The organism is Pseudomonas sp. Irchel 3E13 (assembly GCF_900187455.1).
In the GTDB taxonomy this organism is placed as follows: domain Bacteria; phylum Pseudomonadota; class Gammaproteobacteria; order Pseudomonadales; family Pseudomonadaceae; genus Aquipseudomonas.
In genome coordinates, this window is sequence record NZ_FYDX01000010.1 from 111,144 (window position 1) to 133,304 (window position 22,161).

The following is a 22,161-nucleotide window of genomic DNA, read 5'->3' on the forward strand; positions in this document are numbered from 1 at the left end:
GACGGGGAAGGGATCTTCGTCGAAGGGGCACGCGGTCCCTGTCAGCCGGTGTTTGGCTGAAGCAGGATCTGGCGTGACGTTGCCAGGGAAGGAGGCAATCGTAATGTCGTGGAAAAAAAACACCCCGCCGAAGCGGGGTGTTTGTCTTTCCGGGGCTATCAGCCGACCAGTTGCAGGCCGGCGTGTTGCACCAGGTCCAGCAGCGGCTGCGGATAGACGCCGAGGACGAAGGCCAGGATCGCGATGGCCAGCAGCATGACGCCGCCGGTGCGCTGTTCCCAGTTCAGCGGTGCATCGTGACGACGCAGGTTCGGCTCGATCAGGAACAGGGTGACCATGACGCGCAGGTAATAGAACACGCCGATGGCGCTACCGATTACCAGGGCACCGACCAGCCACCACAGTTGCGACTCGACGCCGGTAGCGATGATGTAGAACTTGCCGATGAAGCCTGCGGTCAGCGGGATACCGGCCAGCGACAGCATCATCACGGTCAGCACTGCGGTCAGGTACGGACGGCGCCAGAACAGGCCGCGGTACTCGTACAGGGCGTCCGCGTCACGGCCGTTGTACGGCGAGGACATCAGGGTGATCACGCCGAAGGCGCCGAGGCTGGTGATCACGTAGGTGACCAGGTAGACGCCGATGGCTTCCACCGCCAGGCCCTTGCTGGCCACCAGGGCGATCAGCAGGTAACCGAAGTGGGCGATCGACGAGTAACCGAGCAGACGCTTGAGGTTGCTCTGGGTCAGGGCCAGCAGGTTACCGACCAGAATCGAGGCGACCGCGATCACCGACAGTACGGTGGTCAGCACGCCGCTGCTGGCAGCAGGGGAGAGCATGAACAGACGCACCACGACAGCGAACACGGCAACCTTCGACGCGGTGGCCAGGAAGGCCGCGACTGGTGCCGGAGCCCCTTCGTAGACGTCCGGGGTCCACAGGTGGAACGGCACCAGCGACAGCTTGAATGCCAGACCGACCAGCATCATGCCCAGGCCCAGTTGCGCGAGCAGGCTAGGCATGTTGGTGGCGGCCAGCGCCTTGCCGATGCCGTCGAAGCTCAGGCTGCCGGCATCGCTGTACAGCAGCGCCATACCGAACAACAGGAACGCGGAGCCTGCGGCCGAGAGCACCATGTACTTGATGCCGGCTTCCAGCGAGCGCTTGTTGAAGAAGGCATAGGCGACCAGGCCGTAGACCGGCACCGACAGCAGTTCCAGGCCGATGAACAGGCCCGCCAGGTGTTGCGCGCTGACCAGAACCAGACCGCCGAGCGCTGCCATGAGGATCAGCAGGTACAGTTCTTCGCGGTTGCCCGGGTAGCCTTTGCCGCCATCACCCAGATAAGCGTGGGCGAGGGTGACGCAGGCCAGGGTGGCGATCAGGATCAGCGCCATGTACAGGCAGGCGAACTTGTCGATGGTCAGCAGCGGGGTGACCGCCAGAGGAACGATCTTCAGGACCGGCAGGATCGACAGCAGGGCCAGGTTAAGGCCCACGGTCGACAGCAGGAAGGTTTGCGAGTGATTGCGGCGCCAGGCGATTGCCAGCATCACCACGACAACGGTGATGGTGGTAATCAGCAGCGGCGCAAGCGCGATAAAGTGTTGAATCGTCAGGTCCATAGCGCTCTTACCGGGCCGAAGCGAGTTGAGTGAAAGCGGTACCGAGCCACTGCTGCACACCGCTCATGGTGGCGGCAGAAGTGTCGAGGAACGGTTGCGGGTACACGCCCAGCAGGATCAGCAGGCCAGCCAGGCCCAGCACCATGATCAGTTCGCGGTTGTCCATGCCGGCCAGGACCTCGTCGGATTTCGACGGGCCGAAGTAGGCGCGGTGGATCATGATCAGCGAGTAGACCGAGCCGAACACCAGGCCGGAGGTGGCGATGACGGTGACCCACGGGGCACTGACGAAGCTGCCGATCAGGATCAGGAACTCACCGACGAAGTTACCGGTGCCCGGCAGACCCAGCGACGCGGCCGCGAAGAACAGGCTGATGGCCGGCAGGTAGGCGATGCGGTGCCACAGGCCACCCATCTGACGCATGTCACGGGTGTGCAGGCGCTCGTAGAGTTGACCGCTGAGGATAAACAGTGCGGCAGCCGAAACACCGTGGGCCAGCATCTGGATCACCGCGCCTTGCAGGGCTTGCTGGCTGCCGGAGTAGATACCGATCAGCACGAAGCCCATGTGCGAAACGCTGGAGAAGGCGATCAGACGCTTGATGTCAGTCTGGGCGAACGCCAGGAACGCACCGTAGAAGATCCCGATCAGACCCAGGGTCATGGCGATCGGCGCGAACTCGGCCGAGGCGTTCGGGAACAGCGGCAGGGCGAAACGCAGCAGGCCGTAGGCCGCAGTCTTCAGCAGGATACCGGCGAGGTCCACGGAACCGGCGGTCGGTGCCTGAGCGTGAGCGTCAGGCAGCCAGGAGTGGAACGGCACCACCGGCAGCTTGACCGCGAAGGCGATGAAGAAGCCGAGCATCAGCAGGTATTCGGTGCCGGCCGGCAGGTCGGCTTTCAGCAACTGGGTGTAATCGAAGGTGATCACCCCGGTGTTGTTGAAGTTGACCAGTACCAGGCCAAGGATCGCCACCAGCATGATCAGGCCGCTGGCCTGGGTGAAGATGAAGAACTTGGTTGCTGCGTAGATCCGGGTCTTCTTGCCGTCGGAGGAGCTGTGACCCCAGAGCGCGATGAGGAAATACATCGGCACCAGCATCATTTCCCAGAAGAAGAAGAACAGGAACAGGTCCAGGGCCAGGAACACCCCGACCACGCCGCCGAGGATCCACATCAGGTTGAGGTGGAAGAAGCCGACGTGGCGCTGGATCTCTTTCCACGAGCAGAGCACCGAAAGCACACCGAGCAGGCCGGTGAGCAGGATCATCAGCAGCGACAGGCCGTCGAGGGCCAGGTGCAGGCTGATGCCGAAGCGCTCGATCCACAGCACTTTGAATTCAACCGCCCACTGCGGCGCGGCGCCGGGAGCGGGGGCGAGGGTGTAGTCCCCGTTGGCCCACAGCCAGAGGCCGATACCAAGCAGGAGGGACATGGTCAGCAGCGCGATCCAGCGCGGCAGGGTGGCGCCGAAGCGCTCACCCAGCCAGCACAGCAGGCCGCCGATAAAGGGGATCAGGATCAGCCAAGGCAAAATCATGACGGGATCAATTCCTTTCGCAAAGTCGCAAGGTTCATATCAGACCGCAGCCATCAAAACGGCGCCGAGTACAAGGACGGCACCCACGGCGATCGAAGCGGTGTACCAGCGCAGCTGACCGGTTTCGGTTTTGCTCATGGCGGCGTGACCGCCCCGAGCCATACGCGGAATCAGGCCAATGCCGCGGTCAACCGGATCCTTGCGCAGGATGTGGCTGATCAACAGGTAAGGTTTGACGAACAGCTTGTCGTAGATCCAGTCGAAGCCCCAGGCGGCGAACCACCAGGCCGAGAGGACGCGGCCGATGCCGCTGTTGGCGATGGCGGTGACCAGGCGACGCTTGCCCAGGAACAGCACCGCGGCCAGCAGGATACCCGCGATGGCGATGGCGCCCGAGGCGATTTCCAGGCTGTGCTTGGCTTCGCCGCCGGCATGGCCAGCGCTTTCCGGCAGAACGCCGGCCAGTGGTGGATGGATCCAGGCACCGACGAAGGTCGACAGGACGATCAGCACGCTCAGTGGCAGCCAGTGCGAAATGCCGTGGCCGGCATGGGCTTCGGTCTTGGCTTCGCCGTGGAAGGCGATGAAGATCAGGCGGAAGGTGTACAGCGAGGTCATGAACGCACCCACCAGGCCAGCGTACAGCAGACCGGTGTTACCGCTGGCGAAGGCTTCCCAGAGGATCTCGTCCTTGGAGTAGAAGCCAACGGTGATCAGCGGCAAGGCAGCCAGCGCAGCGCCACCGACCACGAAGCTGGTGTAGGCCAGAGGTAGTTTCTTCCACAGGCCGCCCATCTTGAAGATGTTCTGCTCGTGGTGGCAGGCAACGATCACCGCACCGGAGGCGAGGAACAGCAGGGCCTTGAAGAAGGCGTGGGTCATCAGGTGGAAGATCGCCGCGTCCCAGGCACCGACGCCCAGGGCCAGGAACATGTAGCCGATCTGGCTCATGGTGGAGTAGGCGAGGATACGTTTGATGTCGGTCTGGACCAGCGCGGCGAAACCGGCCAGGACCAGGGTCACACCGCCGACCACGCCAACCAGGTGCAGTACATCCGGCGCCAGGGCGAACAGGCCGTGGGTACGGGCGATCAGGTAGACGCCTGCGGTCACCATGGTCGCGGCGTGGATCAGTGCCGAAACCGGGGTAGGACCGGCCATCGCGTCCGCCAGCCAGGTCTGCAGCGGCAGTTGCGCGGATTTACCGACGGCACCACCGAGCAGCATCAGGGTCGCCAGGACCATCCAGGTGTCGCCCGCCTGGAACTTCTGCGGCGCGAGCACCAGCAGTTCCTGCACGTTCAGGGTGCCGAGCTGCTGGAACAGGATGAACAGGCCGATGGCCATGAACACGTCGCCGATACGGGTGACGATGAACGCCTTGAGTGCCGCGTTACCGTTGTTGCGGTTGCTGTAGTAGAAACCGATCAACAGGTACGAGCACAGGCCCACGCCTTCCCAACCGAAGTAGATGAACAGCAGGTTGTCGCCCAGGATCAGGAACAACATGCTGGCAATGAACAGGTTGGTGTAGGAGAAGAAGCGCGAGTAACCGGCTTCACCGCGCATGTACCAGGACGCGAACAGGTGGATCAGGAAGCCGACGCCGACCACCACGCCCAGCATGGTGACCGACAGGCCATCCAGGTGCAGGGTGAAGGTAGGTGCGAAGCCGTCAACCGACATCCACTGCCATAGCAGTTGGCTGTACACGCCGCCTTCCGGTGGCGCGACGTTGAATTGCCAGATCACCCAGGCTGCGACGATCGCCGACAGACCGACCGAGCCGACACCGATCAGCGCCGACAGGTTCTCCGAGAAACGACCACGGGAGAACGACAGCAGCAGGAAGCCGATCAGGGGGAATACGAAAGTCAGAAAGAGAAGATTCATCCGCGCATCTCACTGGCTGCATCGATATCGAGAGTGTGGAAGCGGCGATACAGCTGCAGCAGGATCGCCAGGCCGATACTGGCCTCGGCGGCTGCCAGGCTGATCACCAGGATGAACATGATCTGTCCATCCGGCTGCGCCCAGCGGGCGCCAGCGACGATGAAGGCCAGTGCCGAGGCGTTCATCATGATTTCCAGACTCATCAGCACGAAGAGAATGTTGCGGCGGACCATCAGGCCGACCAGACCGAGGCAGAACAAGATGCCGGCGACGGCCAGGCCGTGTTCGAGTGGGATAGCAGGCATGTGATTACTCCTTCGCCTCGTTGCGGCCGAGATGGAAAGCCGTTACCGCCGCGGCGAGCAGCAGCATGGAGGCCAGTTCCACTACCAGCAGGTAAGGACCAAACAGGCTGATGCCGACCGCCTTGGCGTCGACGGTGGTATGACCGATGGCAGCACCGCTCTGGTGGCTGAACAGCACATACAGCAGTTCGAGCAACAGCAGCGTGCCGAGGACCACGGGGCCGGTCCAGATGCCGGGCTTGAGCCAGCCGCGTTCCTGGGCGACCGAAGCCGGACCCAGGTTGAGCATCATCACCACGAAGACGAACAGCACCATAATGGCGCCAGCGTAGGCGATCACTTCCAGCGCGCCGGCAAACGGAGCGCCGAGGGCGAAGAAGGTCATCGCCACGGAGATCAGCGAAATGATCAGGTAGAGCAGGGCGTGCACGGGGTTGGTGTTGGTGATCACCCGAAGGGTGGACACCACAGCGACACCGGATGCGAAATAGAAAGCGAATTCCATCTTTCTTCCTTAAGGGAGCAAGCTCTTCACGTTGATCGGCTCGGCTTCGTTCTGCGCGGAGCCTTTCGGCTTGCCGGCAACCGCCATACCTGCAACACGGTAGAAGTTGTAATCAGGGTTCTTGCCTGGTCCGGCGATCAGCAGATCTTCCTTCTCGTACACCAGGTCCTGACGTTTGAACTCGGCCATTTCGAAATCCGGCGTGAGCTGGATCGCGGTGGTCGGGCAGGCTTCCTCGCAGAGGCCGCAGAAAATGCAGCGCGAGAAGTTGATGCGGAAGAACTCCGGATACCAGCGTCCGTCTTCCGTTTCGGCTTTCTGCAGCGAGATGCAACCGACCGGGCAGGCCACGGCACACAGGTTGCACGCTACGCAGCGCTCTTCGCCATCGGGGTCGCGGGTCAGCACGATACGGCCACGGTAGCGTGGCGGCAGGTAGACCGCTTCTTCCGGGTATTGCAGGGTGTCGCGTTTGCGGAACCCGTGGGAGAACACCATTACCAGGCTGCGCAGCTGGGTGCCGGTGCCCTTAACGATGTCGCCAATATATTTGAACATGGGTCAAATCCTCACTGGGCCGCAACAGCTGGCGTGTTGAGCAACACGAGCGCAGCGGTCACCAGCAAATTGATCAAGGTCAGCGGCAGGCAGAACTTCCAGCTGAAGTCCATCACCTGGTCATAGCGTGGGCGCGGGATGGAGGCGCGCAGCAGGATGAACAGCATGATGAAGAAGCCGGTTTTCAGGGCGAACCAGATGAACGGGATCTGCGGCAGGATGCCGAACGGACCGTGCCAGCCACCGAAGAACAGGGTTACCAGCAGCGCCGAGATCAGGATGATGCCGATGTACTCGCCCACGAAGAACATGCCCCATTTCATGCCGGCGTATTCAATGTGGTAACCGTCGGCCAGTTCCTGTTCCGCTTCCGGCTGGTCGAACGGGTGACGGTGAGTCACGGCGACGCCAGCGATGAAGAAGGTACAGAAGCCGAAGAACTGCGGAATGATGAACCACAGGTTCTGCGCCTGGTAGTCGACGATGTCGCGCATGTTGAACGAGCCGACCTGGGCCACGATGCCCATCAGCGCCAGGCCCATGAACACTTCATAGGACACGGTCTGGGCCGAGGCGCGCAGGCTGCCGAGCAAGGCGTACTTGTTGTTCGACGACCAGCCGGCGAACAGTACGGCGTACACCGACAGACCGGCCATGGCGAAGAAGAACAGCAGGCCGATGTTCAGGTCCGCGACACCCCAGGTCGGGGTGATCGGGATGATCGCGAAGGCAATCAGCAGCGCGCTCATGGCCACGACCGGCGCCAGGGTGAAGATCATCTTGTCGACGAAGGGCGGATTCCAGTCTTCCTTGAAGAACATCTTCAGCATGTCGGCAGCGATCTGGAACATGCCGAACGGGCCGACGCGGTTCGGACCGTAGCGGTCCTGCCACCAGCCCAGCAGGCGCCGCTCGACGAAGCTGAGCAGCGCACCGCAGACCACCACCGCCAGCAAGACCACGACGGCCTTGACGACGGTAATGATCACATCGATCACTTCGGGGGTGAACCAGGTCATTGTGCTGCCTCCTGCAGGCCTTCGACGGATGCACCGAAGATGGCTGGCGGGATACCGGCCAGGCCTTTCGGCAGCGCAACCAGGCCAACGCCCAGTTCTTCATTGATGCGCAGCGGCAGACGCAGGGTCTGACCCGCGACGTTCAGGCTGAGCAGGGCGCCTTCGTTGACACCCAGGCGGTCGGCTTCGGCCTTGGCCAGTGCGACGTAGGCTTGCGGGATGCGCTCTTGCACCGGTGCTGCACGGGACGAACTCTCCTCGCTGCCGAACAGGTGGTAGAACGGCACGACCTGCCAGGTGCCGCGGGCCGGGGCGAAGGCGCCCGGAACGCTGGCGAACCAGTTCAGGCGATCACCCTGGGACTCGATCAGGCGAGTGCCCGGGTCACCGGCGCGCAGGTGGCCACCGACCTCGTCCTGGAACTTGTTCCAGGCTTGCGGCGAGTTCCAGCCCGGCGACCAGGCGAACGGCACTTGCGAACGCGGTTCGGCGGAGCCCGAGTAACCTTCCATGGAGAAGGCGAAGGCGGTGTCCTTGTCCTGCGGGGTACGCGGTTCGTGCACGCTGATGTTGGCGCGCATGGCGGTACGACCGGAGTAGCGCAGCGGTTCGCGGGCGAGTTTCATGCCCTTGATGCGGAACGCGGCGGACGGTGCGGCGTTGACGATGCCGGCCAGTTGCGGGGTGACACTGGCGCAGGCGCTGGTGACGTGGTCCAGTTGGGTCCAGTCCACCGGCTGGTTCAGCAGGGTCGCACGCAGGGCGTGCATCCAGCGCCAGCCTTCGTGAACCAGGATGCTGCTGTCCAGGTAAGTCGGATCGAAGACCTGGAAGAAGCGCTGGGCACGGCCTTCCTGGCTGACCAGAGTACCGTCGCCTTCGGCGAAGGAGGCGGCTGGCAGCACCAGGTGGGCGCGGTCGGTGGTCGGGGTCTTGGAGTGATCGGCAACGATGATCACTTTGGCAGCGGCGAACGCGGCGTCGACCTTGGCGGCCGGGACGCGGCTGTACAGGTCGTTTTCCAGCACGACGATGGCGTCGGCCTTGCCCGAGATCACCGCGTCCAGCGCGGCATCCACCGAGTCACCACCGAACATGGCCATGCCGATGCTGTTGGCTTCCGGCACCACCAGGCTCAGGGAGCCGGCCTTGTCGCGCAGCTTGAGGGCCTTGGCGATGTTGGCGGCAGCTTCGATCAGCGCCTTGGAACCCAGCGAACCACCGGAAACGATCAGCGGACGCTTGGCGGCGACCAGGGCATCGGCGATGCGCTTGGCCAGTTCCAGTGCGTCGGCGTCCAGGCCTTCGACGGCCGGGGCGCTTGGATCGATGGCGTGGGCCACGGCGAAGCCGAGGCGCGCCAGGTCGGCGGGCGCTGCGTGAACGCATTCTTCGGCGACGTCATCCAGCTTGGTTTCGGCCAGGCTGGCGATGAACAGCGGGTACAGGGCGTGCTGGCCGATGTTCTTCACCGCGGCGTCGAGCCATGGCTGGACTTTCATCGACTCGGCCATGGCCTCGGCCTTGCCCTTGGTAGCCTGACGCACGGACAGGGCGACGCGGGCAGCGGTCTGGGTCAGGTCTTCGCCAAGCACGAACACGGCGTCGTGATCTTCGATCTCGCGCAGGGTCGGCACTGGCAGCGGGCTGTCGTTGAGCACTTGCAGAACCAGGCGCACGCGCTCCAGTTCAGCGGCTTCCATACCCGAATAGAAGTACTCGGCACCGACCAGCTCGCGCAGGCCGTAGTTGCTTTCCAGGCTGGCGCGTGGCGAGCCGATACCGACGATGGTGCGGCCGCGCAACAGATCGGCGGCCTGGTCGAGGGCAGCGTCCACGCTCAGCTTGGAGCCGTCGGCCAGCAGTGGCTGGCGTGGGCGATCGGTACGGTTGACATAGCCGTAGCCGAAGCGGCCGCGGTCGCAGAGGAAATACTGGTTGACCGAACCGTTGAAGCGGTTCTCGATCCGGCGCAGTTCGCCGTAGCGCTCACCCGGGCTGATGTTGCAACCGCTGGAGCAGCCATGGCAGATGCTCGGGGCGAACTGCATGTCCCATTTGCGGTTGTAGCGCTCGGAGTGGGTCTTGTCGGTGAATACACCGGTAGGGCAGACCTCGGTCAGGTTGCCGGAGAATTCGCTCTCCAGGGTACCGTCTTCGACACGGCCGAAGTACACGTTGTCGTGCGCGCCATAGACGCCCAGATCGGTGCCGCCGGCGTAGTCCTTGTAGTAACGCACGCAGCGATAGCAGGCGATGCAGCGGTTCATCTCGTGAGCGATGAACGGGCCGAGTTCCTGGTTCTGGTGGGTACGCTTGGTGAAACGGTAGCGGCGCTCGTTGTGGCCGGTCATGACCGTCATGTCTTGCAGGTGGCAGTGACCGCCTTCCTCGCAGACCGGGCAGTCGTGCGGGTGGTTGGTCATCAGCCATTCGACGACGCTGGCGCGGAACGCCTTGGACTCATCGTCTTCGATGGAAATCCAGGTGCCGTCGGAGGCGGGGGTCATGCAGGACATGACGATACGACCACGGGTGTCGTTCTCGTCGTTGTACTGCTTGACCGCACACTGCCGGCAGGCGCCGACGCTGCCGAGCGCCGGGTGCCAGCAGAAATAAGGGATGTCGAGGCCGAGCGACAGACAAGCCTGTAACAGGTTGTCCGCACCGTTGACTTCGAGCGCTTTGCCGTCTACGTGGATAGTGGCCATGGTTCAAAGTTCTTCGTTGGCCCGCGTGTGCGGGCGTGGCTAATGGAAATCGGTGTGCCCGCGGCTCGCGCGACAATTGCCGGGCGAGCCTGCGAGGCTGGCGGATGGCACGGACCATCCGCGTTTCATCTTGTTATGCGCCAACCACGATCGGGGCCGGGATTGGCTTGGCCAGGTTCGGGCTCAGGGCGGCGCTGCCAGGGGCGGCGACACCGGCCTCGAACTCGTGGCGGAAGTATTTGATGGCACTGCCCAGCGGCTCGACGGCGCCCGGTGCGTGGGCGCAGAAGGTGCGGCCAGGGCCGAGGAAGTTGACCAGGCCCAGCAGGGTCTCGATATCGCTCTGCTGGCCCTGGCCCTTCTCGAGGGCGCGCAGCATCTTCACGCTCCATGGCAGGCCGTCGCGGCACGGAGTGCACCAGCCGCAGGATTCGCGGGCGAAGAACTCTTCCATGTTGCGCAGCAGCGAAACCATGTTGACGCTGTCGTCCACCGCCATGGCCAGGCCAGTACCCATCCGGGTGCCCACCTTGGCGATGCCGCCGGCATACATCTGCGCATCCAGGTGCTCGGGAAGCAGGAAGCCGGTACCTGCGCCGCCTGGCTGCCAGCACTTGAGCTTGAAGCCATCGCGCATGCCACCGGCGTAGTCTTCGAACAGCTCGCGGGCGGTGACGCCGAATGGCAGTTCCCACAGACCCGGGTTCTTCACCTTGCCGGAGAAGCCCATCAGCTTGGTGCCGTGGTCTTCGCTGCCTTCGCGTGCCAGCGCCTTGTACCAGTCAACGCCGTTGCCAACGATGGCCGGCACGTTGCACAGGGTCTCGACGTTGTTCACGCAAGTCGGCTTGCCCCAGACGCCAACGGCGGCAGGGAAGGGCGGCTTGGAGCGCGGGTTGGCGCGACGGCCTTCCAGCGAGTTGATCAGCGCGGTCTCTTCGCCACAGATGTAGCGACCGGCGCCGGTGTGGACGAACAGCTCGAAATCGAAGCCGCTGCCGAGGATGTTCTTGCCCAGCAGGCCAGCGGCCTTGGCTTCATCGATGGCGCGGTTCAGGTTGCGTGCGGCGGTGGTGTATTCGCCGCGCAGGAAGATGTAGCCACGGTAGGCCTTGAGGGCGCGGGCGCTGATCAGCATGCCCTCGACCAGCAGATGGGGCTGCTGCTCCATCAGCATGCGGTCCTTCCAGGTGTTCGGCTCCATTTCATCCGCGTTGCACAGCAGGTAGCGGATGTTCATGGATTCGTCTTTGGGCATCAGGCCCCATTTGACGCCGGTGGGGAAGCCCGCACCGCCACGGCCCTTGAGGCCGGAGTCCTTCACGGTCTGGACGATATCGTCCTGGGACATCTGCGCCAGTGCCTTGCGGGCAGCGGCATAGCCGTTCTTGGCCTGGTACTCGTCAAGCCAGACCGGTTCGCCGTCGTCACGCAGGCGCCAGGTCAGTGGGTGGGTCTCGGCGCTGCGCGCGATGCGGTTGGCCGGGCCGAAGGAAGTGATGGTCATGCGTAACCCTCCAGCAGTTTGGCTACACCGGTCGGCTGAACGTCGCCGAAGGTGTCGTCATCGATCATCAGGGCCGGGGCCTTGTCGCAGTTGCCCAGGCAGCACACCGGCAGCAGGGTGAAACGACCGTCCGGGGTAGTCTGGCCGAGGCCGATGCCTAGTTCGCTCTGAATCTGGCCGACCACGGACTCGTGGCCACCGATGTAGCAGACCATGCTGTCGCAGACGCGGATGATGTGGCGCCCAACAGGTTGGCGGAAGATCTGGCTGTAGAAGGTGGCCACGCCTTCGACGTCGCTGGCCGGGATGCCGAGGATTTCGCCGATGGCATAGATGGCGCCGTCCGGCACCCAGCCACGTTGTTTCTGGACGATCTTCAGGGCTTCGATGGACGCCGCGCGCGGGTCCTCGTAGTGATGCATTTCGTGCTCGATGGCCGAGCGCTCGGTTTCGCTCAGGGCGAAACGGTCAGTCTGGATAAGCGTGCTGTTCATGCTTAGCGGTCCACGTCAGCCATAACGAAGTCGATACTGCCCAGGTACGCGATCAGGTCCGCGACCATGCTGCCGCGGATCACCGACGGGATCTGCTGCAGGTGCGGATAGCTCGGGGTACGAATCCGGGTGCGGTAGCTCATGGTGCCGCCATCGCTCGTCAGGTAATAACTGTTGATGCCCTTGGTCGCCTCGATCATCTGGAAGGACTCGTTGGCCGGCATGACCGGGCCCCACGAAACCTGCAGGAAGTGGGTGATCAGGGTTTCGATGTGCTGCAGGGTGCGCTCTTTCGGCGGCGGCGTGGTCAGCGGGTGATCCGCCTTGTACGGGCCTTCCGGCATGTTGCGCATGCACTGGTCGATGATGCGGATACTCTGGCGCATCTCTTCGACACGGACCATGCAGCGATCGTAGGCATCGCCGTTGTGGGCCAGCGGTACTTCGAACTCGAAGTTCTCGTAGCCGGAGTAAGGACGGGCCTTGCGCAGGTCGAAGTCCAGGCCGGTGGAACGCAGGCCGGCGCCGGTGACGCCCCATTCCAGCGCTTCCTTGGTGTTGTACTGGGCAACACCGATGGTACGGCCTTTGAGGATACTGTTCTGCAGGGCAGCCTTGGTGTACTCGTCGAGGCGCTTTGGCAGCCATTCGACGAAGTCTTTCACCAGTTTGTCCCAGCCGCGCGGCAGGTCATGGGCGACGCCACCGATGCGGTACCAGGCCGGGTGCAGACGGAAACCGGTGATGGCTTCGATCACGGTGTAGGCGCGCTGGCGGTCGGTGAAGGTGAAGAACACCGGGGTCATGGCGCCGACGTCCTGGATATAGGTACCCAGGAACAGCAGGTGGCTGGTGATCCGGAAGAACTCGGCCAGCATGATGCGGATGGTGTCGACCTTTTGCGGCACCTGGATGCCCGCCAGCTTCTCGACGGCCAGTACGTACGGCAGGTTGTTCATCACCCCGCCGAGGTAGTCGATACGGTCGGTGTAGGGAATGAAGCTGTGCCAGGACTGGCGCTCGGCCATCTTCTCGGCACCACGGTGGTGGTAGCCGATGTCCGGGACGCAGTCGACGATCTCTTCACCGTCCAGTTGCAGGACGATACGGAACGCACCGTGGGCGGACGGGTGGTTGGGGCCGAGGTTGAGGAACATGTAGTCCTCGTTCGCGCCCTGACGTTTCATGCCCCAGGCTTCCGGGTTGAAGCGCGCGGCTTCTTCCTCGAGCTGTTGCTTGGCGAGGTTCAGGGTGAACGGGTCGAACTCGGTGGCGCGCGCCGGGAAGTCCTTGCGCAGCGGGTGACCTTCCCAGGTCGGCGGCATCATGATGCGGGTCAGGTGCGGGTGGCCGGCGAAGTCGATGCCGAACATGTCCCAGACTTCACGCTCGTACCAGTTGGCGTTTGGCCAGATGCCGGTCACGGTCGGAAGGTTCAGGTCATTTTCGTTCAGCGCGACCTTGATCATCACGTCGCTGTTTCGTTCTACCGAGAGCAAGTGGTAGAAAACGCTGAAGTCGGCGCCAGGCAGGCCGCGACGCTGGGTGCGCAGGCGCTCGTCCACGCCGTGCAGGTCATACAGCATGCTGTACGGCTTGGGCACGTTGCGCAGGAAGGTGAGTACTTCGATCAGTTTGGCGCGGGCAACCCACAGCACCGGCATGCCGGTACGGGTCTCCTGGGCGGTGAACGCCTCGGGGCCAAAACGATTGTTCAGTTCGACGACCACATCCTGGTCGTCAGCCTTGTAAGGCGGAATATAAATAGCGGTGTCCGCGGTCATGGTCTCGGTCGCTTTCGGTCAACGTAGAGAATGAAGCCAGGCCGCCTGGTCTTGTGAACAGGCAGCGGTTCGCTGGATCAGACTTCGTCGGGGCTGCGCAGGTTGGTGACCTGCATGCGCTGTTCACGACGCAGCTCTTTCTGCGCTGGCATTTCGGCGCGATACACGCCTTGGTCGCCAACGACCCAGGAAAGAGGGCGACGCTCCTTGCCAATCGATTCCTGCAACAGCATCAAGCCTTGCAGGAATGCTTCAGGGCGAGGCGGGCAGCCAGGCACGTAGACATCCACGGGGAGGAACTTGTCGACCCCCTGAACGACCGAGTAAATGTCGTACATGCCACCGGAGTTGGCACACGAACCCATGGAAATGACCCATTTCGGCTCGAGCATCTGCTCGTAAAGACGCTGGATGATGGGTGCCATCTTGATGAAGCAGGTGCCAGCGATGACCATGAAGTCGGCCTGGCGCGGTGATGCCCGGATAACTTCAGCGCCGAAACGGGCGATGTCGTGCGGCGCGGTAAACGCCGTGGTCATCTCCACGTAGCAGCAGGACAGGCCGAAGTTGTAGGGCCACAGGGAGTTCTTGCGACCCCAGTTGACCGCACCACTGAGTACATCTTCGAGCTTGCCCATGAAGATGTTCTTGTGGACCTGGTCCTCTAGCAGCGAATCGGAGACGGTTTCCCGGTCTCCGATTGGATACTGCTCGTTGGGCGCATCCGGATCGATTCTGGTGAGATTGTATTGCATTGCCAAAGCCTCATTGTTTCAGCTTCGCTTGCCGCTTGCGACGACCCACGGGAGCCCAATCGAGCGCCCCGACCCGCCAAAGGTAGACAAGACCTGCCAACAGAATTGCTATGAAAACGAGAGCTTCGACGAATCCGGTCCAGCCGCTTTCGCGAATCGACACAGACCATGCAAAGAGAAAGAGGGCTTCGATATCGAAGATCACGAACAGCATCGCGACCAGATAGAATTTTGCCGAAAGGCGCAGGCGGGCACCGCCAGTGGGCAGCATGCCGGACTCGAAGGGTTCGTTCTTGCTACGGCCCCATGCCTTGCTACCGAGCAGGCTGGACAGACCGAGCATGAAGGCGCAGAGGCCGACGACACCCAAAAGGAAAATGGCAAAGCCCCAGTTGTGGGCGATGAGTCCAGTCGAATCGGGCATGCTGAAAATCCTTAACAGAGCACGTAGTCTCTGAGCTTGAAAAGAAGTAGAGCAGTGACGATATGTCGCAGCGAAATCTATCGCGCTGATTTTATGGGTAAACCTGGTGCAAGTAAAATTTCTGCTGCAAATTTATTCGTAGCATTAAGAACAAAAATCTTTCCCGACTCGCTGCAGGCCCCGTAATACGGGGATTGTCCCTTGTTTCGTTAATTATGTTTCTTTCACGGCGTAATGAATTGCAAGTTTCGTAATGATAATTAATATCATTTGAAGGTCTGTTGTTATTCCTACTGTTCAAGTCAACTACAAAGTTCATCGACTGTTTGCCTGCAAGTTATTGGTATCCCTTGTTCTAGACGCTTTTTCCGACCGGGGTCGGGGCTTGGGTCAACGCTTCACTAGATTGTGCCGATTGCGCGTGTTGCGCCGACAGTGCAATGGCCCACTGGCCAAGCCAGTAGAACAGGATGATCAGGTACGGCGCGGCGGCGAAGGCGCTGACGAAGCGATCGATGCCGATCAGGCTGTCCGACAGCACGAAGCTCATGGCGCCAAACGCTGCGACGCCGCCACAGGCCAGCGCCCGCCAAAGCATGGCGCTGATGGTCAGGGCGTAGAGCGCCACCGGGATGAGCAGCGCGCCCAGGCCGTGATAGGCCAGCAGGCCGAACAAACCTGCGCCGCAGAGGGCCGCCAGCAGCAGGGCGCCGAAGGCCGGCGCGCGGGTTCTGTGGAGATAGGCCCAGAGGTAGGCCAGGTGCGCGCAGAGAAACGCCGCCAGGCCTGCAACGAACAGATCGCCCGGCCACGCCAGGGCTATGTCGCCGATGATCGAGAAGCCCAGGCCGAGCATGATTCGCTGGCGATAGGGTGTGGCTGGCGCGGTGGTCAACCAGAGCAGCAGTATCAGTACCGGAATCGGCTTGGCCGCCAGGGCGAGCCAGAGGTCGGCGCTGGACACTGCATATAAATAGAAGGCGCCGCTGAGCAGCGCGAGGGCGCAAAGGGTCACGGAGCGGGGCATGGCCGGTCCTTGTTGTTGGCGTGCGTCCAAGCATAGTCGAAGGATCGCTGGGCATCCGGTTGCCGGATACGCAAAGAACAAGGCCCGGAACCCCATCACAGGTCCCGGGCCTTGCGTGTCACCCGAACATCAACAGCCGATCAGATCAGTGGAACTGCTCTTCTTCGGTGGAACCGGTCAGCGCGGTAACCGAAGACTTGCCACCCTGGATCACAGTGGTCATGTCGTCGAAGTAGCCGGTGCCCACTTCCTGCTGGTGCGCAACGAAGGTGTAGCCTTTCGATGCGTCAGCGAATTCCTGCTCTTGCAGCTTCACGTAGGCGGTCATGTCGTTGCGGGCGTAGTCGTGCGCCAGGTTGAACATGCCGTGCCACATGTTGTGGATGCCGGCCAGGGTGATGAACTGGTGCTTGTAGCCCATTGCCGACAGTTCGCGCTGGAACTTGGCGATGGTTGCGTCGTCCAGGTTCTTCTTCCAGTTGAAGGAAGGCGAGCAGTTGTAGGACAGGATCTGGTCCGGGTATTCCTTCTTGATCGCTTCGGCGAAGCGACGAGCCTCGTCCAGGTCTGGCTTGGCGGTTTCGCACCAGATCAGGTCGGCGTAAGGCGCATAGGCCAGGCCGCGAGCGATGGCTTGGTCCAGGCCGGCACGTACTTTGTAGAAGCCTTCCTGGGTACGCTCGCCGATCACGAACGGTTGGTCGTACGGGTCGCAGTCGCTGGTCAGCAGGTCAGCGGCGTTGGCGTCGGTACGGGCCAGGATGATGGTCGGTACGCCGGCAACGTCGGCCGCCAGACGGGCAGCGCTCAGCTTTTGAACGGCTTCCTGGGTCGGAACCAGAACCTTGCCGCCCATGTGGCCGCATTTCTTCACGGAAGCCAGTTGGTCTTCGAAGTGAACGCCGGCAGCGCCTGCTTCGATCATGTTCTTCATCAGTTCGTAGGCGTTCAGTACGCCGCCGAAACCGGCTTCAGCGTCAGCCACGATTGGTGCGAAGTAATCGATGTAGCCGTCATCGCCTGGGTTCTTGCCGGCTTTCCACTGGATCTGGTCGGCGCGACGGAACGAGTTGTTGATGCGCTTGACCACAGTTGGAACCGAATCCACCGGGTACAGCGACTGGTCTGGGTACATGGACTCGGCCGAGTTGTTATCGGCAGCCACTTGCCAGCCGGACAGGTAGATAGCCTGGATGCCGGCCTTGACCTGTTGAACAGCCTGGCCGCCGGTCAGGGCGCCCATGCAGTTGACGAAATCTTTTTCAGGGCGGAAGGACGGGTGGGCGCCCTTGGTGACCAGGTTCCACAGTTTTTCCGCACCCATGCGGGCCAGGGTGTGCTCTGGCTGAACGGAACCACGCAGACGGACGACATCGGCAGCGGTGTAGGTACGGGTCACGCCTTTCCAGCGCGGGTTCTCGGCCCAGTCTTTTTCGAGGGCTGCAATTTGCTGTTCGCGTGTCAGTGCCATGGAAATAAGCCTCGTCGCATAGGTCTTGTGAAAAATGTTCGCTCTGTCGGCTGCGCTGTTGATACAGGGGCAGCACCGAATGCTCGCTGGTCAGAGGACGCTGGCGACTCAGTCTAGTCTGGCGAAGTTACGACGTTGAACGATGGTGCTCGAAAAGGGGAAGTGAGCAGGTGCTGGCGGACTGTCGGGCAGGTTGGCTCGTGGTTGCCGTGCTACGTCGATCAGGTTTTGCCATGTACCGTTGATGCGCTTCCGTCCCTCGGGACAACTTCGTTCCAGTCGCAATCTCGTCAAACCGCCTTGTGGGCTGTACAGACACGGACTCGGCTCAGGTGGGTAGGTTAGAGCGCGATCCGAAGGCCCTTGCCAGGGCCCCTGATTAGCGGGAGCGGGGCCATCATGCCTCTGCGATTTGAGGTCGTCAAATGTTTTGTAGTGGTTTTTTCACTCCACTACATCTTTGGTCTAATACGACTCATCAGTCAGTTTCAAGGCCGTTGGTCGAGGCCTTGATTTCCGTGGCTTCAGTCCAATGCGTCGACTTTTACCCGCAAAGTCATGTTTTCACCCCGTTGAGTCGAGTAGCTCAGGGTCGAGGCAGAGCGGTCGGCCTGACTTTGAGCATTCACACCCGCCAACGTGATCCACTCACCCAGCTTGCCGGTGACCTTCGTGTCGGTACTTTGTACTTTCACTACATCCGGGCGTTCCTGGCTCATCCGGTCATTGTTGGTGCTGATGTTCAGGTGAACGGTGTCGCCGGAGACGCTGGCGGTGACGTAGAAGCCTTGCGTGACGTTGCGGTACTCGGTCTGGCTTTGTACGCGACCGTAATTGTCGGTCTGCGTGCTGGTGATGGGGATGCTCTGGCCGACCTGGATCAGTGCGGGGGTGCCTTCGCTGGCCTGGATCTGCTGCAGTCCGCCTTCGCGGTTGGCGGTGCCATAGCGGATGATCCGCGCATTGCCGCGGTTGTCCTGGAAATTGCTGTCGTTGTTGTCGACGCTGATCAGCAGGCGTTTCGGCGCGGTGTCCAGATCGCGAAGAAGGGTGCGAAGTTCGTCGATCTTGCCGGGTTCGGCTTTGACGATCAGCTTGTTCTCGAAACTGCTGACGGTGCCGTCCTTGCCGAGAAAGGCTTGCGCGGCGGGCAGCATTTCCGCGCTGGTGCGGTGGTTCAGGGGCAGGACTTCGGTGGCAGCCAGCGCATTCAGGCTGAGCGACAGAAGCAGGGAGGCGAGCAGGGGGCGTAGCGGCATGTCCATGATCTCCGCGGGTGGAGTGGACATGATGGCAAAGTTTCCGGGGGTTGTGTGCGGGTCCATCGCGCCGAACTGTCGCGATGGACCCGTGAGTTACACCGCTTTCGAATCGCGAACCATGTCAACGTGAGGAATTCCCGCTTCCAGGAACTCTTCACTGACCACGCGGAAACCCAGGCGCTCATAGAACGCCGTGGCATGGACCTGGGCGGTCAGCATCTGCTGGCTCAGGTCGCGGTCCTGCGCTTCGACGATGGCGGCTTGCATCAGCGCGTCGCCGACTTTCAGTCCGCGCCAGTCCTTGAGCACCGACACGCGACCGATCTGCCCGTCCAGCAGCAGGCGGGCGGTGCCGATGGCGTAGTCGTCTTCGACGGCGAGGAAATGGATGGCATCGTTGTCGTCCGAATCCCATTCCAGCTCTGGCGGAACGTTCTGCTCGGCAATGAACACGGCTTCGCGAATCCTGCGGATATCAGCGTTGTCCTTGTTCCAGTCGGCAAGCCGCACCTTGATCTTATTCATTGGCAAACCCCAGGCTTCCTTGCTTGATCAGCTCGCAGATCAGTTCCAGGCTGGCTTCGTCACCGAGCCATTGCGCCAGGTTCTCGGCGTGCAGGGCGTCGGCCGAGCAGATCAGCTTCAGCAGCTCGCGCAATTCGCCCGGCAGCAGGCGGCTCTGGCCGCTGGCGAACAGCAGCAGGTTGTCGTCGACTTCCGACCAGGCCATGCGTGCGCTTGGGTTGCGGATAATGATCGCGCCCTGTTCCAGGCTGTCGATCAGTTCTTCTTCGCTCAGCGCTTCGCCGGCGACCATTTCCGGGTAGCGCGGTTCGGTCATGAACTGGCCGAACCAGGTCAGCAGCAGGCGCTCGTCGCCCATGTGCTCGTTGAGCAGGCTCTTCAGGCGACCGAGTGCGTCGTGCTGGATCTGATGCGGGTCGCTGACTGGCTGGGCATCGGCGTCGCTGTAGCGTTCTTCGTCGGTCAGGAACTGGCTGAGGAAGTCGGTGAAGTGAGTCAGCACTTCAGCGGCGCTCGGGGCGCGGAAGCCTACCGAGTACGTCAGGCAGTTGTCTTCGGCGACGCCGTAGTGGGCCAGGCGCGGCGGCAGGTAAAGCATGTCGCCCGGCTCAAGGCTCCATTCGTCGCTTTGCTCGAAGTCGGCGAGGATGCGCAGGTCGGGGTGTTCCAGCAGCGGGCTGTCGCTGTTGCACATCTGGCCGACTTTCCAGTTGCGCTTGCCGTGCCCTTGCAGCAGGAACACATCGTAGTTGTCGAAGTGCGGGCCGACGCTGCCGCCAGGCGTGGCGAAGCTGATCATCACATCGTCGATGCGCCAGCTCGGCAGGAAGCGGAAGTGCTCCAGCAGCTCGGCGACTTCCGGGACGAACTGGTCGACGGATTGCACGAGCAGGGTCCAGTCGCGCTCGGGCAGGGTGCCGAAGGTTTCTTCGGTAAACGGGCCGCGGCGCAGTTCCCACGGGGTCTCGCCATGCTCGATGACAATGCGCGATTCGACTTCTTCTTCCAGTGCGAGGCCGGCCAGTTCGTCAGCGTCGATCGGGCTTTCGAAGTCGGTGAACGCCTGGCGCACCAGCAGCGGTTTCTTCTGCCAGTAATCGCGCATGAATTCGCGAGCAGTCAAGCCGCCCAACAGTTGCAGTGGAGTATCAGAATTCATGGTTAACCTATTGAAAAAAAGTAAATTTCTTTCAGCAATAAAAACGCCCGGCTCGGCCGGGCGTTAAAACGCGGGAAATGGATCAGATGCGTTTGGCTTGCGCCGCAGCGTTGCCGATGTAGTTGGCAGGGGTCAGCTTCTTCAGCTCTTCGCGAGCTTCGGCTGGCATGTCCAGGCCATCGATGAAGGTCAGCAGCGCCTCTGGGCTGATGCCTTTGCCACGGGTCAGCTCTTTGAGCTTCTCGTAGGGGTTCTCGATGTTGTAGCGGCGCATCACGGTCTGGATTGGCTCGGCCAGGACTTCCCAGCAGGCGTCCAGGTCTTCGGCGATGCGCGCGGTGTTGATCTCCAGCTTGCTGATGCCTTTGAGACTGGCTTCGTAGGCGATCACGCTGTGGGCAAAGCCGACACCGAGGTTGCGCAGTACGGTGGAGTCGGTCAGGTCGCGCTGCCAGCGGGAAATTGGCAGTTTGCTGGCCAGGTGCTGGAACAGCGCGTTGGCGATGCCCAGGTTGCCTTCGGAGTTCTCGAAGTCGATTGGGTTGACCTTGTGCGGCATGGTCGAGGAGCCGATTTCACCTGCGATGGTCTTCTGTTTGAAGTAGCCCAGCGAGATGTAGCCCCAGATGTCACGGTCGAAGTCGATCAGGATGGTGTTGAAGCGCGCGATGGCGTCGAACAGCTCGGCGATGTAGTCGTGCGGCTCGATCTGGGTGGTGTAAGGGTTGAACACCAGGCCCAGCTCGTCTTCGATGAAGGCGCGGGCGTTGGCTTCCCAGTCGATCTGCGGGTAGGCCGACAGGTGGGCGTTGTAGTTGCCCACGGCGCCGTTGATCTTGCCCATCAGCGGGACGGCGGCAACTTGCGCGATCTGCCGCTCGAGGCGGTAGACGACGTTGGCCAGCTCTTTGCCCAGGGTGGTCGGCGAGGCCGGTTGGCCGTGGGTGCGCGACAGCATCGGCACGTCGGCGAAGCGGTGGGCCAGTTCACGCAGGGATTCGGCGATCTGGCGCATCAGCGGCAGCAGCACGGTATCGCGGCCTTCGCGCAGCATCAGGGCGTGGGACAGGTTGTTGATGTCCTCGCTGGTGCAGGCGAAGTGGATGAACTCGCTGACCTTGGCCAGTTCCGGCAGCTTGGCCGCCTGCTCTTTGAGCAGGTATTCGATGGCCTTGACGTCGTGGTTGGTGGTGCGCTCGATCTCTTTGACGCGCTCGGCGTGCTCAAGGGCGAACTCATCGGCCAGGCCATTGAGTACGGCGTTGGCTTCGGCGGAGAACGCTGGAACCTCGGCGATTTGCGGGTGGGCGGCCAGGCGCTGCAACCAGCGAACTTCGACCAGGGCGCGGAAACGGACCAGGCCGTATTCGCTGAAAATGGGGCGCAGGGCCTGGGTTTTGCCGGCGTAGCGGCCGTCTACAGGGGAAACCGCAGTGAGCGAGGAGAGCTGCATGGGGTGTTCTCGGACAGTCAGGCTTTGAAAAGGGCGCATATCATACATGAAAAATGCCCCCGGGTCGGGTGGCTGACAAAAGGTATTGCCGGCCGGATCGTGTATTTCGCTGGGTCGGCGCGGGCTTCGCGCCGACCTTTT

At 62.1% G+C, this 22,161-nt stretch carries 19 protein-coding genes; all 19 read right to left on the bottom strand.

The window, feature by feature from the left end; genetic code table 11:
- Positions 1-158: 158 nt before the first annotated feature.
- The 19 genes from nuoN to purB all read right to left on the bottom strand — a co-directional run bounded on the left by nuoN (position 159) and on the right by purB (position 22,020).
- Positions 159-1,628 (bottom strand): NADH-quinone oxidoreductase subunit NuoN, encoded by a 1,470-nt coding sequence (nuoN, locus tag CKW37_RS18925; RefSeq protein WP_095157251.1) that lies wholly within the window; start codon positions 1,626-1,628, stop codon positions 159-161.
- A 7-nt stretch (positions 1,629-1,635) separates the two neighbouring features.
- On the bottom strand, positions 1,636-3,168 hold the full coding sequence (gene nuoM, locus CKW37_RS18930; RefSeq protein WP_095157252.1) for an NADH-quinone oxidoreductase subunit M: 1,533 nt from the start codon (positions 3,166-3,168) through the stop codon (positions 1,636-1,638).
- Between the two features lie 39 nt (positions 3,169-3,207).
- Positions 3,208-5,061 carry an NADH-quinone oxidoreductase subunit L gene (nuoL, locus tag CKW37_RS18935; protein WP_095157253.1) on the bottom strand — a complete coding sequence of 618 codons (1,854 nt, stop codon included), beginning with the start codon at positions 5,059-5,061 and terminating at the stop codon, positions 3,208-3,210.
- Positions 5,058-5,366 (bottom strand): NADH-quinone oxidoreductase subunit NuoK, encoded by a 309-nt coding sequence (gene nuoK, locus CKW37_RS18940; RefSeq protein ID WP_042125487.1) that lies wholly within the window; start codon positions 5,364-5,366, stop codon positions 5,058-5,060. Before nuoK ends, nuoL begins: the two co-directional genes overlap by 4 nt.
- Positions 5,367-5,370: 4 nt before the next feature.
- A complete protein-coding gene (gene nuoJ / locus CKW37_RS18945; protein WP_095157254.1) occupies positions 5,371-5,871 on the bottom strand; it encodes an NADH-quinone oxidoreductase subunit J in 501 nt (166 codons plus the stop codon).
- 9 nt (positions 5,872-5,880) lie between these two features.
- Entirely contained in the window at positions 5,881-6,429 is a 549-nt protein-coding gene (gene nuoI / locus CKW37_RS18950; protein WP_095157255.1) for an NADH-quinone oxidoreductase subunit NuoI, read from the bottom strand.
- A gap of 11 nt (positions 6,430-6,440) precedes the next feature.
- A complete protein-coding gene (gene nuoH, locus CKW37_RS18955; RefSeq protein WP_095157257.1) occupies positions 6,441-7,448 on the bottom strand; it encodes an NADH-quinone oxidoreductase subunit NuoH in 1,008 nt (335 codons plus the stop codon).
- Positions 7,445-10,159, bottom strand: a complete 2,715-nt coding sequence (gene nuoG, locus CKW37_RS18960; protein ID WP_095157259.1) for an NADH-quinone oxidoreductase subunit NuoG — start codon at positions 10,157-10,159, stop codon at positions 7,445-7,447. The genes nuoH and nuoG overlap by 4 nt, the downstream gene beginning before the upstream one ends.
- A gap of 133 nt (positions 10,160-10,292) precedes the next feature.
- Entirely contained in the window at positions 10,293-11,666 is a 1,374-nt protein-coding gene (nuoF, locus tag CKW37_RS18965; protein WP_095157261.1) for an NADH-quinone oxidoreductase subunit NuoF, read from the bottom strand.
- Positions 11,663-12,160 carry an NADH-quinone oxidoreductase subunit NuoE gene (nuoE, locus tag CKW37_RS18970; protein WP_095157263.1) on the bottom strand — a complete coding sequence of 166 codons (498 nt, stop codon included), beginning with the start codon at positions 12,158-12,160 and terminating at the stop codon, positions 11,663-11,665. Before nuoE ends, nuoF begins: the two co-directional genes overlap by 4 nt.
- Positions 12,161-12,162: 2 nt before the next feature.
- Complete coding sequence (nuoC, locus tag CKW37_RS18975; RefSeq protein ID WP_095157265.1) at positions 12,163-13,944, bottom strand: NADH-quinone oxidoreductase subunit C/D; 1,782 nt, start codon at positions 13,942-13,944, stop codon at positions 12,163-12,165.
- 77 nt (positions 13,945-14,021) lie between these two features.
- A complete protein-coding gene (locus tag CKW37_RS18980; RefSeq protein WP_095157267.1) occupies positions 14,022-14,699 on the bottom strand; it encodes an NADH-quinone oxidoreductase subunit B in 678 nt (225 codons plus the stop codon).
- Between the two features lie 10 nt (positions 14,700-14,709).
- Positions 14,710-15,123 (bottom strand): NADH-quinone oxidoreductase subunit A, encoded by a 414-nt coding sequence (locus CKW37_RS18985; protein WP_095157269.1) that lies wholly within the window; start codon positions 15,121-15,123, stop codon positions 14,710-14,712.
- A gap of 355 nt (positions 15,124-15,478) precedes the next feature.
- Complete coding sequence (locus tag CKW37_RS18990; RefSeq protein WP_095157270.1) at positions 15,479-16,150, bottom strand: lysoplasmalogenase; 672 nt, start codon at positions 16,148-16,150, stop codon at positions 15,479-15,481.
- Between the two features lie 145 nt (positions 16,151-16,295).
- The gene (gene aceA / locus CKW37_RS18995) at positions 16,296-17,621 is read right to left on the bottom strand and encodes an isocitrate lyase (protein WP_095157271.1); all 1,326 of its coding nucleotides are present in this window, start codon (positions 17,619-17,621) and stop codon (positions 16,296-16,298) included.
- A 524-nt stretch (positions 17,622-18,145) separates the two neighbouring features.
- Positions 18,146-18,910, bottom strand: coding sequence for a secretin N-terminal domain-containing protein (locus CKW37_RS19000; RefSeq protein ID WP_095157272.1), 765 nt, complete (start codon positions 18,908-18,910; stop codon positions 18,146-18,148).
- 66 nt (positions 18,911-18,976) lie between these two features.
- Positions 18,977-19,408 carry a GNAT family N-acetyltransferase gene (locus tag CKW37_RS19005; RefSeq protein ID WP_095157273.1) on the bottom strand — a complete coding sequence of 144 codons (432 nt, stop codon included), beginning with the start codon at positions 19,406-19,408 and terminating at the stop codon, positions 18,977-18,979.
- Entirely contained in the window at positions 19,401-20,567 is a 1,167-nt protein-coding gene (locus CKW37_RS19010; protein ID WP_095157274.1) for a cupin domain-containing protein, read from the bottom strand. Before CKW37_RS19010 ends, CKW37_RS19005 begins: the two co-directional genes overlap by 8 nt.
- Positions 20,568-20,649: 82 nt before the next feature.
- The gene (gene purB / locus CKW37_RS19015) at positions 20,650-22,020 is read right to left on the bottom strand and encodes an adenylosuccinate lyase (RefSeq protein ID WP_095157276.1); all 1,371 of its coding nucleotides are present in this window, start codon (positions 22,018-22,020) and stop codon (positions 20,650-20,652) included.
- Between the last annotated feature and the right edge of the window lie 141 nt (positions 22,021-22,161).